The organism is Paraliomyxa miuraensis (genome assembly GCF_026337845.1).
Lineage (GTDB): Bacteria > Myxococcota_A > Polyangia > Nannocystales > Nannocystaceae > Paraliomyxa > Paraliomyxa miuraensis.
In genome coordinates this window covers 44,461-58,164 of record NZ_JAOVZF010000129.1, presented here as the reverse complement: position 1 = coordinate 58,164, position 13,704 = coordinate 44,461, and the positions used below count along the sequence as shown (strand labels likewise).

7 protein-coding genes are annotated in these 13,704 nt (G+C 67.8%); 6 read left to right on the top strand and 1 reads right to left on the bottom strand.

What is annotated here, in order from left to right; genetic code table 11:
* The first annotated feature begins 186 nt into the window (after positions 1 to 186).
* Together OEB96_RS03340 and OEB96_RS03335 are read left to right on the top strand one after the other, a co-directional pair.
* Positions 187 to 7,167, top strand: coding sequence for a DUF2380 domain-containing protein (locus tag OEB96_RS03340; RefSeq protein ID WP_266213961.1), 6,981 nt, complete (start codon positions 187 to 189; stop codon positions 7,165 to 7,167).
* 9 nt (positions 7,168 to 7,176) lie between these two features.
* Positions 7,177 to 7,476, top strand: a complete 300-nt coding sequence (locus tag OEB96_RS03335) for a YwqG family protein (protein WP_266213960.1) — start codon at positions 7,177 to 7,179, stop codon at positions 7,474 to 7,476.
* 156 nt (positions 7,477 to 7,632) lie between these two features.
* On the opposite strand, the gene OEB96_RS03330 is transcribed toward OEB96_RS03335, so the two are convergent.
* A complete protein-coding gene (locus OEB96_RS03330) occupies positions 7,633 to 8,940 on the bottom strand; it encodes a sigma-54-dependent Fis family transcriptional regulator (RefSeq protein ID WP_266213979.1) in 1,308 nt (435 codons plus the stop codon).
* Positions 8,941 to 9,369: 429 nt separating this feature from the next.
* On the opposite strand from OEB96_RS03330, the gene OEB96_RS03325 reads away from it, so the two are divergent.
* Genes OEB96_RS03325 through OEB96_RS03310 form a run of 4 tightly spaced genes read left to right on the top strand, consistent with a single transcriptional unit; the run spans position 9,370 to position 13,695 of the window.
* Positions 9,370 to 10,842 carry a serine/threonine protein kinase gene (locus OEB96_RS03325; RefSeq protein ID WP_266213959.1) on the top strand — a complete coding sequence of 491 codons (1,473 nt, stop codon included), beginning with the start codon at positions 9,370 to 9,372 and terminating at the stop codon, positions 10,840 to 10,842.
* A 5-nt stretch (positions 10,843 to 10,847) separates the two neighbouring features.
* Complete coding sequence (locus OEB96_RS03320) at positions 10,848 to 11,171, top strand: hypothetical protein (RefSeq protein WP_266213958.1); 324 nt, start codon at positions 10,848 to 10,850, stop codon at positions 11,169 to 11,171.
* A complete protein-coding gene (locus tag OEB96_RS03315) occupies positions 11,171 to 12,826 on the top strand; it encodes a serine/threonine protein kinase (RefSeq protein WP_266213957.1) in 1,656 nt (551 codons plus the stop codon). The genes OEB96_RS03320 and OEB96_RS03315 overlap by 1 nt, the downstream gene beginning before the upstream one ends.
* On the top strand, positions 12,823 to 13,695 hold the full coding sequence (locus tag OEB96_RS03310; RefSeq protein ID WP_266213956.1) for a hypothetical protein: 873 nt from the start codon (positions 12,823 to 12,825) through the stop codon (positions 13,693 to 13,695). Before OEB96_RS03315 ends, OEB96_RS03310 begins: the two co-directional genes overlap by 4 nt.
* Positions 13,696 to 13,704: the final 9 nt, after the last annotated feature.

Below are 13,704 nucleotides of genomic sequence, written 5' to 3'. Positions count from 1 at the left end.
GGCGTCCCGGTGTTGGCTTTTTAGAAATTCGATCATCGCGGGCTTGCCCCTTCGCATCGTTGGAGCAGGGTGGCAACGGAGGTGATGATGCTGGGTCGACCGTTGCGCGCAGAAGGTGTTTGTGGGCGGTTCCTTGCGACCTTGATCCGTACATGGGCGTGGTCGTCGGGTGCGCATCGGCTGGCCATGCTTGGTTCTCTTGGCGCCACGTTCACGATCGCCACGCTCGCGCTGCTGTTCGCTCCGGCGTGCGGCGGTGGCCCCTCCGCGGCCGAGGTCGCGCCACGCGGAGGCGTGGCACCGCCACCGCCACCGCCACCGCCACCACCCCCGGTCACGCTCGCGGACGAGGTCGCACAGCTTCGCGGGCAGGCCGTCGCGTTCGATCCTTCTACGGAGGTTGGCACGCTGCCTGGGCGCTCCGGGGTCACGCCGACCGGCCAGGCCGTCTACTCGATCCCGCTCGACGTTGCGCCGGGCGTGGGGGCGATGACGCCGGAGCTGTCGCTCGAGTATCGAAGTACCACGCAAGACGGCCCGCTCGGCGTCGGGTTCTCGCTTGGCGGGATCGCTCCGCCGATCCGTCGCTGCAACCGCTCGCTCGCGCTCGACGGTACGAATGGCCCCTTCGAATTCGAGCTGGCCGATCCTCTTTGTTGGGGCGACGAGCGCCTGATGCTGGTCGCGGGCGTGCATGGTCTCAACGGCGCGGAGTACCGCACGCGTCGGGATCCATTCGCGAAGATCGTTCAGCACGCCGACACCGACGCTCGCGACGGCTACTTCGAGGTCTTCACCAAGGATGGCCGGGTCCTCACCCTGGGCGAGCCCGGTGCCATGCTGTTCCACGAGATCGACGGCGATCCCGTGCCGTGGGTATGGGCATTGCGCCGCGCCGAGGATCGCTTCGGCAACGGCATCGAGTACCGGTATCACGCTCCCAAGCCCGCCGGGGGCTCCGATGCCTATACGTTGCAGCTCGACGAGATCGCCTACGCGGGCAAGGGCTCGGAGGCGAGCCGACGACACGTTCGCTTCGGCTACGTCGGTCGCACCGATCCTTCCTGGGGCTACGTGGCGGGCGTGGTGCAGGGTCGCACCGAGCGGCTCGAGACGATCACCGTCGAGGGGCCCTACGCGCAGGTGATCGCCAGCTACGTGCTGAGCTACGACCTCGACCCGCTCTCCGGCCGCAGCCGGATCGAATGGGTCAAGAAGTGCGATGCCGCGGGCGCGTGCCTGCCCCAGACCACGTTCGAGTGGAGCGCTCCGGGCGGGGCTGCGGGTTCGCTCGCGATGAGCTTCGTGCCGTACGGCGTGTTCCTCGGGCCCGACGCCGAGCTCGTCGACGATCCGGTGCCGTTCGCCAGCTCACCCACGCGCCTGGTCGGCGACTTCGACGGTGACTCCGATCACGACCTGCTGTACTTCACCGACGCGGGCTGGAGGGCCTGGGACGGCACCTCGCAGCTCGACCTGCTCGACACGCCGGTCGTCGTGTCGTGGCCCACGGTGCTGCCCGAGGGCGATGCGTACGTCGAGGCGCTCATCGAGGCCGAGGTGGACGCGGCCCTGGCCGCGGTGCCAGACGACGAGGAACTCACGGCCGAGGAGGAGCAGGCCCTCGTCGATTCCGCCGCTGCGGTGCATCTCGACCGGCTCCAGCCGGGGTTCTCGATCATGGTGATCGAGGCCAACGGCGATCTTCGTGATGATCTGCTGATTCCTCGACGCGACCTCACGGGCGGGCCATGGGTCGATGCATGGGGATATCGCTTCGCGAAGGAAGTGGTCGTGGCCGTCGCCGCCACGCCCGAAGGCGAGTCCGCCCCGCCCGGTTTCAGCGAGCCCGTGTCGTTCGTCGAGGAGGACGCAGGGGTCTCGGGCGCACCGATCTACACCGTGGTCCCGCTCGATCACGACGGCGATGGCCTGACCGATCTGTGGCTGTGCCAGGGCGAGGGCTACAAGAGCGGGCGCTGGGTGCTCGCCAAGCGCGGCCCCGACCCGGCCGCGGCCTCGGGCCACTACCACTTCACCACCTACGACAGCGGCGTGGGCTGCTCGGTGCACGACGAGCTGCTCGTGACCAGCCTTCGGGGAGGACGACAGGATCTGCTGGTGGTCCCCGCCTACGCGACGGGTGCCGCCATGCCGGTCCCGGCCGACTTCGAGAGCCCGCAGGCGTATCACGACGGGTACCTACCGCTGCCCGAGGATCAGCGCACCGACTATCTCGCGCTCGCGTTCGAGCCCGGTGGTCCTCCGGGCACGCTGGAGCCCACGGGCCTGCCGCGCGATCAATACCAGCGCTGGCACGACCGCCGCTGCCGCAACGGCCTTTCGCGTGCGGTCTTCGGTCGGCCGGTCGCCAGCGCGGGGCTGGGGCTCGACAAGCTCGCCGACGTCAACGGCGATGGCCTGGTCGACGTCGTGCGCTACGAGCTGGCGTCGGGCGACCACCCCGGCAACCCCGAGCTGCCCCTGGGTCTGGACGACGGCGGGCACTGGGGCGAGGGCATCGTCTGTGGCAGCGACGTCGAGGCCAACCTCCCCACGGTGATCCGCCCCTACGTCAACACGGGCGACGGCTTCGAGCCCGGCCCGCCGATGCACACGTTCCAGGGCAACCCGCACGCCAACCTGTGGCTCGGATTCCAGGCCGCGCAGCTCTACGACTTCGATCTCGACGGGATCGTCGACCTGTTGCTGCCGTCGTCGGGCTTGGGTGGTGGCTGGACGGCCGTGATTTCCAACGGCGACGGCACGTACACCGATCATGCCGTGGCAGGGATCCCATCGGGGTGGCCCGCGTACACCGACGACGCCACCTGGCGCGAGCGGACCGAGGCGGCCACGCGGCTCCAGGTGATGACGCTCGCCCCGGCCGTCCACGAACGTGCGCAGATCACCTTCCTCGGGTACGTCGAGGACAACCCCGCCGACTGGCCGTACCTCATCAACACCTTCGCCACCAACTACAGCAAGCCGCACAACCGCGTCACGACGATCACCAACGGGCTCGGGGCGACCGTGGAGATCGACTACGAGACCATCTCCACGGCGGGTGCTCATGGGATCGCGGGCCCGCACACCTACCCGCGGACGGGCGCCAAGGGGGCGATGGCCGTGGTCACCCGGCATGCGACGCAGGCCAACCCGCAGGCCGACCTCGAGGTCGAGCGCTACGCCTACCACGATGCCGTGGTCGACGCGTGGGGCCACGGCCTGCTGGGCTTTTCCGAAGTCGAGCGCTGGCGCGAAGGGCAGCTCGATCACCACACGTGGATCCGCTACGCCTACGATCGAGACGAGCAGCACGCCGACTATCCCACGGCCGGTCGCCCGGTGGAACAGCTCGAGCAGCGCCGAGTCGTCGACGACGCGGGGGCGGTGCAGTACTGGCTCACCCGCACGCAGCAGCAGCTGCAGACCGTGGTCGAGCCTCGCCTGGGTGGCGACACCATGTTCACCTACCCCGCACGCCAGGACGTGGACGTGTTCGTGCGGGACGTGAGCTGCACGATCGACTGCGAGGTCAGGCCCAGTGAGCGATTCCAGTGGCTCACGATCGAGCTGGAGCGCGACGGCCTGGGGACGATCGTCTCCTCCACGACCACCAACGACGCCGAGCAGCGGATCTACGAGGTCGATGCGATGCTCGACGATCAGGCCGCGTGGATCGTGGGCCGTGCGCAGGCGTGGAGCGAACAGAGCTGCGTGAGTGGTGAGTGCGTCGAGCGTGCTCACACCGCGACCTACGATCCGGCGACCGGGGCCGTCACCAACTCGACCTTCGCCCCCAACGACACGGTGGCGCGGCTCGACACCACGTATGGGTACGACGGTCGCGGCAACGTGATCTCCACCACCCTCGCCAACCTCCAAGGCGACGTCCGCACCACCACCACCAAGTGGGACGCCGAGGGCGTGCATCCCGAGTCGATGATCAATGCGGCGGGGCACGAGAGCTGGGTGATCCACGAGCCCGGCACGGGGGTACCCGTCGCCGAGGTCGCCGCCGACGGGGTGACCTGGGTGCATCGCTACGACGGCTTCCTGCGACCCACCCGGCACGAGCGACGCGTGTCGCCGATGGGATTGCCCGATGGGCACGTGACCACGATCGAGTACGAACTCGGTGGTCCGGTCCACGATGACACGTTCCAGATCGAGTCGGCGCTGCGCGTGCGGACGACCGCGCCCGATGGCCAGGAACTCACCACCGACTACGGCGCCACCGGTCACGTGATGCAGGAGGCGTGGTGGGGCATGCAGGCGCTCGACGAGGTGCCCATCAACACGGGCGGCCCTGGGGATGAGATCTACGTCAGCACACTCTACGACGGGCGCGGCCGCGTGCATCGCCGAAGCCTCCCCACCTGGGTCTCCGAGCAGCCGAGCGCCTACACCACCACCGAGTACGACGGCCTCGACCGGGTGACCGACGTCGAGCACCCCGACGGCGGCACCGAGCACCTGGCCTACGGACTGCTGGCGAAGGGAGTGCAGACCGCCCACACGGACGAGAGCGGCGCAACCTCGCTGTTGCAGACGGACGCCGCCTCGCGGGTGGCGGTGAGCATCGATCCCCATGGGACGAGCACCTGCTTCGAGTACGGCGCCTTCGGTGTACTCGGCGAGGTCCGTCGGGACTGCACCGATCCTCAGACTCCCTGGGTCAGCACGTACGAGCACGACGTGGCGGGCCGGATCGTCACCGAGACCGATCCTTCCTTCGGTACCCGAACCCGCGTCTACAACGGCTTTGGAGAGCTGCTCGAGCAGACCGACGGTGCCGGCGAGGTCATCGGATTCGAGTACGACGCGCTCGGCCGCGTGCTCGAGCGCCATGACGCCGACGGCGACACCACGCACACCTACGACGTCATCCGGCCCGGCCGACTCCACACGAGCGAAGGCCCCGACGACATCCTGACCACCTACGGCTACGACGCCTCGGGGCGTCTGGACACGGTCACGGTGTCCGACCTCATGCTCACGGTGCCCGGGGCGCTGGAGCTGCACTTCGACTACGGGCTCGGCGACAGGTTGCAGACGCTGCACTACCCGTCGGTGGATGGAGACCGTGGCCTGCGCGCCGACTATGACTATGATGGAGCCGGCTATCTGCGCCGAGTCAGGGTTGGCGGCGCCACGGTGCTGTGGTCGGCACTCCAGGCCGACGAGGCCGGTCGCCTCACGCTCGAGCGCTTCGGCAATGGCCTCGAGACCACCCGGACCTACGAGCCGCTCACGGGCCTGCCCACCACCGTGCAGACCGACAGTCCCGGCAACCTGGTGCAGAGCCTGGATTACGACTGGCACCCGTGGGGCGAGATCGAGCAGCGCTCCGACCTCGTGAGTGGGCAGCAGGAGGCGTTCGAGCACGACGACCTACGGCGGCTGACGCAGGCGTCGGTCACCGGCGCACTCGGGAGCAGCGTCGTCGACGTCTCGTACGACGACGTCGGCAACATCACCCACAAGACCGACGTGGGCAGCTACGTCTACGAGGACGGGCGGCTCTTCGCCTACGGCATCGGCGTGCCCGTGCTGATGGGCTACGACGCCCGCGGCAACGTCGTCGACCATGGCGGCCGCACGCTCACGTACACGCCGTTCGACAAGGTGCGGCAGATCGTCGACGGCGCGGAGACGCTCGACTTCCGCTACGACGCGCAGGGCAATCGGTTCTCGCGGCACTCGGCGCTCGAGGACGATCTGACGGTAGTGATGCAGGGCCTCTACGAGCGTCGCGAGATCGCGGGCGCGCTACGGCTGACGTACCGCGTGCCGGCGGCCGGGCGCACCGTGGCGCAGATCGTGCGAACGCCAGGGCTCGGGGGATTCACGAAACTCGGGGCGCCGGCGGGACTCGGCGTATGGAACGATGCGATCGAATTCCTGCACGACGACCACCTCGGCTCGACCGACGTGGTCACCGACGACACCGGCGCGGTGATCCGCCGCGCCTCGTTCGACCCATGGGGCCAGGCCCGCGACGCGGAGGACTGGACGCAGCCGATCGACGACGACGTGCTCGACCTGCTCGGCGTCGGCTTCACCGGTCACCCCGCGCGGCTCGACGCCGGGCTGGTGGACATGGGCGGCCGCATGTACCACCCGGTGCTCGGGAGGTTCTTCTCGCCCGACCCGCTGGTGGTCTCGCCGCTCGACGGTCAGGCGTACAACCGCTGGAGCTACGTGCACAACCGGCCGCTCGTGGCCACCGACCCCACGGGCTACGCCGCGAGCTTCGGTAGCTCGGACGACGACGTGCGAGCGCTGCCGCGACTGTGCGGCGCCGAGACCCACTGCTACCGCCCGATCGTCGTGCCCGATCCCAACTCCCCGAGCTCCGCACTGGACTCGTGGAACCGCGCCGTGGCGATGTTCGACGCCCCCAACGGCATCGGCCAGGGCGGCCCGAGCCACAACCCGCACACGGCCGGCCACACGCGTCACGGCAGCGACGCCGGACAGCCCGGCGGTACGCCGGAGTTCACGATCCGGGTGACCCCGGACATGTGCGCCGAGATCTCCGCCTGCTCCGGGGGGGTGACCAAGCGCGGCCCGGTCTACATCTGGGACGCCCCGATCGACGACTTGGCCCGCACCGCGGCGGACATCGGGACCGACTTCATCCCGGTCGTATCGACGCTGAAGTCGGTGTACGATGCCGTCCAACGGCTCGACAATGGCGAGGACACCCTCGACGTGCTCATGTCCTCCGGGGCGGAGGGGCTACTCGGCCTCATCCCCGGCGGCAAGGCTGGCAAGCGACTCGGGGATGCGGTCGATGCGGTCGCCGACGTTGCTGACGCGGCGGGGGACGTGCGGAAGGCCGCACGGGCGGCGCCGAAGGCCTTGCCGCAGGCGGCGAAGATGGCGAGACACCATCTTTTCCCACGGCAGTTCGGGAACTTCTTCAAGAAGCACGGCATCAACATCGACGACTTCACCGTTGCGATTCCGCACAATACCACCCACTTGAAGGGGATTCACGGCCGGGGACTCGGAAACATGCCGGGCAGATGGAACCAACGCTGGAAGGACTTCATTAACGCGAACCCGAACGCGTCGACGAAAGAGGTTCACCAGCACCTCGGCAAAATGATGGATGACTATGGGCTCGGCGGGCTCCCGATGGGCCCGTACAGGTAAGGAAGTACGATGGCACGCCAGATTCCGCCCTTCGCTCTTGAAGCGAAGCCTCTCACCGATGAAGCAAAGAAGGTCCAGGGCTTCAAGTGGGCCGATGCGGAAGTGGGTACCCGCCACCGCCTCGGGGGTGATCCTGACTTCCTCCAAGACCCCATATGGCCTGAATGCCCTGAGTGCGGCGAGCGAATGACTTTCTACGCTCAACTCGACTCCATCGGCGACGACGTTTGCATCGCCGACTGCGGCATGGTCTACGTGTTCGTTTGCATGGACTGCAATGAGACCAAGTCGGTCATTCAGTCGAGCTAGGCCACGATTTGGTCGCGTTGGACGGGCTCCTGAACCTCGACCGCCGGAACGAAAACGTAGAGCCCGCGGCGAGGGAGCCATTGGAATTCCCCCGTTTCAGTGGACACCCTCCAACCGAAACAACTCGTCGTCGTAGCTGATCAGCGCAGCGTTCCGTCACCGGCGCTGCGAGCAACCGAGGTCCCCAGGGGGGTCCAGGTGCCCTTGCTGAACATCGGCCAGCAACCGTCGAACCGTCGATGGTGACGAGCCCGATCGACGAGCCATCTCGGCGAGATTCCCCTCCGTCTCGCGGTGGAGCACTGCGAAGTACCGCCGTACGAATCGCTCCCTGGCGTCGCGAAGCGGTAGGGCCGCGAGGGCGGACAATCCTCCGAACCCTTGCATGTCGCCCAACGCCAGATCTCGCCGAGTGATACGGGATCCTGTGGTCCGCGCAAGCGCCCGGATCGCCACGTTGTACAACTCCCGCACGTTACCCGGGAACGGATGGAGCGGCAGCGCCCGCGCTGCATCTGGCGCCAGTTCGACGATCCGATCAGGCGCGAGGTCCACCAAGAAGTGCTCGAAGAGATACACCGCGTCCCCCGAGCGCTCCCGTAGCGGTGGCACACGAACGGATGCATCGGCGATCTTCTTGTACAGCGGCTCATAGAGCAGCCCCTCCGCCGCCAACATGCGCAGGCTGAGCGAGGACACGAACAGCAGCCGCACGTCGTCGCTTGCCGCAAGGTCGCCCGACTCCCTCGCGGCATCCCGGCACTCGAGCCACTCCAAGAGTCGAGGTTGGAGCTCCATCGGTAGGTCCCCGATCTGCCGCAGCACCAGCGTCCCCCCTCTCGCCCGGCGCCGCAGCTCCGCCTCGTGCCCGTCCAGCCCGAACAGCGCCGCTTCTATCTCTGGGGGCTCCCGTTCCCCGCAGTCGAAGACGACGAGCGGCCCCCCGCTTCGCCTCGACCGCTTGTGCAGAGCCTCGGCCGCCAGTCGTTTTCCCGTACCTACTTCCCCTTCGAGCAGCACGTCGAGGTCCGTCTCGGCCAACCTCTCCAGACTCACGAACAACTCGCGCATCACCGTGCTCCTGCCCCGCAGCGGCCCGAGCTGATCGACCTTCGACACGGGCACCCGCATGCGCCGCGTGGACTTGAGCTCTATGTCCGTCTGGCCCACCGTGAACACGGTCTTCTCCGGGATCCAGATCTCACTCACGCGCACGGGCCCAAGCCATGTACCGTTGGTGCTCCCGAGGTCGCGAAGGCAGACCCCATCGCGACCGAGCTCCAACTCGAAGTGCGACTGACTCACCGAAGTGTCCCGCAGCACGAGGTCGTTGGCCGGCCCGCGTCCACCCTCGATGCGATCGCCGGTGAACGCGACGACGAGACCCGCGTGAGGACCACCGATGAGGCGCAGGGTCACCTTCGCGATGCGCTCATGACGCCCATCACCCTCGCGCCGAAGCATCCGCGTAGCGATGAAGCGCTCGAGCTCCGTCTGCTCACCAGGGCTGGACATGGCAACGATGGTAGACCAGCCACCACCGGCTACTTGCGTAGCCACCGCGAAGAACGAGTCTCAGAGGCTCCTTGAGCCCTTCGAGCCCATGTGGCCCGGATGACGTGGCCACGGCAGTTGCCATCGCCGGCAACTCTCGGCGTCAAGAATGAACCAGATCCAGGGATCCTTGACTTGTCCAAGTGCCTGGAATCACGGGAGCGCGATTTCGCGCTTTGGTCGGCCCGGTACTTGCCCTTGCGCAGGAGCACCCAAGAGCGATGAGGCGTGGGAAGGTCCCCGTGGCCAATGGCGCCCACCTGCCACACCCTGGCAGTCGAGACGTGCAGCCGGTGCTGTCCTGCGTGCCCTCGAGCTTCCTCCGGCACCCCGATGACGATGTCGCGTCCACCAAAGATCGGCCCCTACAAGCTCATCGAGCCCATTGGAAAGGGCGGGATGGCGCAGATATGGCGGGCGCAGTGGCTCGGCCCCAACGGAATGGTGGCGCCGTGCGCGATCAAGAGGCTCTCCGAGGAAGTGGCTGGCGACGTGGCCTTCCAGCGCATGTTCCTCGACGAGGCCCGACTCTCGATGCGCCTCGTCCACGCCAACATCTGCCGCGTCCTGACGGCATCCATCGAGCCATGCCTCTACATCGTGATGGAGTGGGTGAATGGCATGACGTTGGCCGAGCTGACCGAGCGCCTGCGGTTGATGAAGCAGCCGCTTCCCTTCGACCTCATCCGCTACTTCATGCATGGTCTGTTGCTCGCGCTCGACGCTGCCCACACGCTTCGCGACGGCGGCAAGCCCTTCTGCATCATTCACCGTGACGTCTCACCCCAGAACGTGATGATCTCCGTCAATGGCGAGGTCAAGCTCATGGATTTCGGCATCGCTCGGGTCCTGGCGGAGGAGACGTCGACGGAAGAGTACGCCGGCAAGCTCCGCTACGTCCCCTGGGAGCAGCTCCAGGGCAAGCTCAGCACGTCGATCGATCTCTACGCCGCGGGGGCCATCCTCCACGAGCTGATCGAAGGTACGCTATTTCGCGCCGGCTGTACGACGCGCGTCGCGATGCTCGAGCAGATCAAGAGCGGAGGCGTACCAACACTGACCCGCCCCGCCATTCCCGACGAGCTGCGTAGGCTTCACGACGGCCTGCTCCAGCCCGAGCCACGGGATCGCTTTCAGATGGCCCGTGATGGGCTCGCGGTTCTTGGACCCGTAGTCGCGCAACAGAAGATGGCCGGACAGCTCATCGCGACGCTCCTCGGTCCGCGCGCAACCATGTCGGGCTCGACGCTGGGCGACTTCGAGGTGCCCGACGAGATCGCGGATCTCGACTATGGGGAGCACGCCGAGCCACCCAAGGCCGAGGCCCCCCACCTCCCCGATGCGCAACCGAACAGGAAGCCCGGGCTTCGCCAAGGCGAGCTCATCGAGCGCACTCCCACGGAACTCGTCGCCAGGCCGCCGGTACCAGGGAGGCTGAGCTCCCGGCCGGAGGAGACATCGCGCTCGATACCGCGGGCCCGACCGTGGCCGCTTGCGGGCCTGATGGGGGCAGCCGAGGCCGATGCCGGACACCATGGGAAGCCAGCCGCCGATGCCGAAGCCCAGCCGGAAGAAGGGGAAGGCGATGCAGAGGTTCGCAAGTCAGCGCAGACGCGAGCAGCCGACGAGAACGCCGCGAACGTTCGACCGAGCGAGATCAGCTCGGACAGTCTCGCGGTGACCGACGTGTTTCGCCTACCGGAAGGTCGGCACAGGCCGCGGGCAACGACCGCTGAGGAAGTAGCAGCCGGGGAGCATCGTGTCGCCACCACGGCCGCGCCGGTATCCAAGCTGGCCTCGCATTGTGCGTAGGAGCGATGGGCGCGCTGGGGTTGTTTGCTTCGTTGGGTCCACCGGCCGCCGCCAACCCCGACTCCGATCGCGCCTCCCTGGTCGTCGCGGAGGGCCAGCGTATCGAGGTCGAGATCCAGGTGTGGGAAGGCACCTGGACTACGATCTCACCGGGTAACGAGATCGAAGCGATGCCGCGAACATACCGCATGCGCTGGCGTAGCTTCGACAGCGCGGCTTGGCAGGACCTCGGGATCCAGCAGTTCGCTCCCGGTCGAACCTACGAATTCTCCGCTTCCGATGGCGGGCTCCTGGTCCGCGACACGGCACGACCTGGGGGAGAAGAGTGATGGCGGCGAACCCCAGTTTGTCCGATGGGCTCGAGCCCGGGACGGTGGTCGATGCCCGCTATCGCATCTGCCAGGAAATCGGGCGCGGCAACATGGGAACCGTCTATCGGGCGACCGACGAACTCACGGGGCGGGAGGTCGCGATCAAGATCATGAGTCGGCGCTTGGTCCACCGCCGCGACCGAGTCCAGCGCTTCCTCAACGAGTACGAGCTCAGCGTCAAGGTCGGTCGCCACGAGAACATCGTGGCCACACTGGCCCAGGGACGTCTGCGAGGCGAAGACGGCGCGCCCTACCTCGTGATGGAGCGGATCGTCGGGCCTTCGCTCGACATCTTGCTCGCGATGCATCGACGGCTCGACCCTCAGCAAGCCTGTAGTATCGCGCTGGGAATCGCCCGAGGCGTGGAAGCGATGCACCGAGCGAGGGTGGTGCATCGAGACATCAAGCCCAGCAACGTAATGGTGTCCGAGCCCGACGATGGGAGCGGCGGGGTCGCGAAGATCCTGGACTTCGGATTGGCGACAGTCGCCAAGCTCCACGGCGAGAGTGATCCACGGCCACGGCTCACGCTCCACGAACAGATCCCCGGATCCTCCGGCTACATGGCGCCCGAAGTGGCGAATCACGCCGATCCGCATCCGTCGGTGGACGTGTTCGGTTTTGGGATGCTGCTCGTCGAGCTGCTCACCGGACGCACTCCACATGAGGGCATGTCGCGAGATGAGTACCTCGTGGAGGTGACCCGCGAGGATTGGGCTCTGCCGCCTGCCATGCTCGACCAGATCGAATCGGACGAGCTCAAGGCGCTCGTCGTTGCTTGCACACAGAGACGACCCGAAGCGCGGCCCACCATGACGGCGGTCGTCAGGGCCCTCGTGGCCTCGATCGACCGTCATGCGACCGCCATGGATCCGATGGCGGCGACCAATCCACGGATCGACGAGGAAACGGAGCCGACAGGGCGCGCTCTATCTCCCGCGCCACGCTGGCGGCGTGGGCTCAACGGCTGGCTGGTGGCGTCGGTGGTCATGGTGGTGCTGGCTGGTGGGCTCGGCGGGACGCTGCTGCTGCCTTCTCACGCGGGCAACGAAGCGGAAACGGGGGAGCCCCCTCCTCCCGAGCCTCAGCCGTGGTCGGCGTCGCCAACGCTCTCCAAGGCTGGCGATGGCGAGGCGGATGGTGAGACCGCCACGGATTCCGGGGGCTCGACGTCGCCCGACGTGGGCACATCGGACACGACCGGGGAGGACGACTCGAGCACGGGTGCCGACGATCCGGCGCTCGGCCAACCCCGCCCGCGCGCCAGGCAGGAGCGAGCTCCCGTACAGCAGAAGGATCGGCAGCGTGGCAAGCAGGCCGGCGCAGACCAGGACTCGGCGGACGACTCGGCCGGTGGACCTGCTTCCAATGCGGCGGAGTGCGAGCTGCTCCAGGACTCGATCTCGGCCATGCGAGCGGAAGGCGGCTGGTCGCGGATCTTGTTCCTCATCAAGGACCAGCGGGCTTGCTTCGGGCGCGCCGAGTACCGGCGGCTCCGCGTCGAGGCTCTGGCACGGTCCGGCAAGCATGACGAGTGCATCAAGGCGGGAGCCGATAGCGACGATCCCCAGGTCGTGGCGTGGGTCGACAAGTGCAAGGAGATGGGACGATGAGATTGGGTCAAGGACTAGTCGCGCGCGGCCTCGCGGTGGTGCTCGCGTTGGGTATCGCGATGCCTGCTGCGGCGGCCCCCACCGCGGGAGGACGTGCGAGCGAGGGCACCGAGCTGCGGGCGGCGCTGGTGATCGACACTTCGGCGCTCGGCGACGGGGGGCCGTCGATGACCGACGTGCTCTCGCGGCTCGAACAAGATGTGCTCCGCGAGCGTGGTGTGCAGCCGGCTGCGAGCGAGGCCGATCCGCGGATCGTGGTGGTGGTGCGGCCGCTGGCACAGGGCGCGGGTGTCTTCGACAACCGTGTGGACGTGACGATCGAGCACGGCGGGGAGCCGTGGCCCGATGCGTCGTGGGGGTTCGACTGTCCGCGATGCTCGGATGGACACCTGCTCAACAAGGTGGGTGTCACGCTGCACTCGGCCGTGACGCGGCTGGAGGAAGAGGCGCGAGCGGCCGAGCCGACCTCTAGCGAGCCGGCGGCGGCGAGCGAGCCAGCAGAGCCCGAGCCGGAGGCGGCAGGTGACGACACGAAGGAGAACCCCAAGCTTGGGCCGCTGGTGTGGGCTGGCGGTGCCACGGCGGTGGCCGGTGTCGTGGGGCTGGCGGTGGGGGTCCCCCTCGCGCTACGCGAGGACACGATCATCGGCGATCTGAACAGTCCCACGCGGCAGGGGTACCAGACGCGCACGCCTGGCTGGACGGTCACCGCGATCGGCGGGGCTGCGCTGGTAGCCGGCGGGGCGTTGCTTGCGGTCGGCTTGATCCGCTGGAGCCGCGAGAAGAAGCAGCTACGAACGGCCACGACCGCGCTCACGCCGTGGGTGAGCGGCGAGCGCATGGGCCTCAGCCTCCAGGGGCGATTCTAGGAAGCAGGA

Excerpts from the sequence above, each read along its gene's own strand:
- OEB96_RS03325 (WP_266213959.1), top strand. The coding sequence starts at position 9,370 with ATGTCGCGTCCACCAAAGATCGGCCCCTACAAGCTCATCGAGCCCATT.
- OEB96_RS03310 (WP_266213956.1), top strand. The coding sequence starts at position 12,823 with ATGAGATTGGGTCAAGGACTAGTCGCGCGCGGCCTCGCGGTGGTGCTC.
- OEB96_RS03315 (WP_266213957.1), top strand. The coding sequence starts at position 11,171 with ATGGCGGCGAACCCCAGTTTGTCCGATGGGCTCGAGCCCGGGACGGTG.
- OEB96_RS03330 (WP_266213979.1), bottom strand. The coding sequence starts at position 8,940 with ATGCTTCGGCGCGAGGGTGATGGGCGTCATGAGCGCATCGCGAAGGTG.
- OEB96_RS03340 (WP_266213961.1), top strand. The coding sequence starts at position 187 with ATGCTTGGTTCTCTTGGCGCCACGTTCACGATCGCCACGCTCGCGCTG.
- OEB96_RS03320 (WP_266213958.1), top strand. The coding sequence starts at position 10,848 with ATGGGCGCGCTGGGGTTGTTTGCTTCGTTGGGTCCACCGGCCGCCGCC.
- OEB96_RS03335 (WP_266213960.1), top strand. The coding sequence starts at position 7,177 with ATGGCACGCCAGATTCCGCCCTTCGCTCTTGAAGCGAAGCCTCTCACC.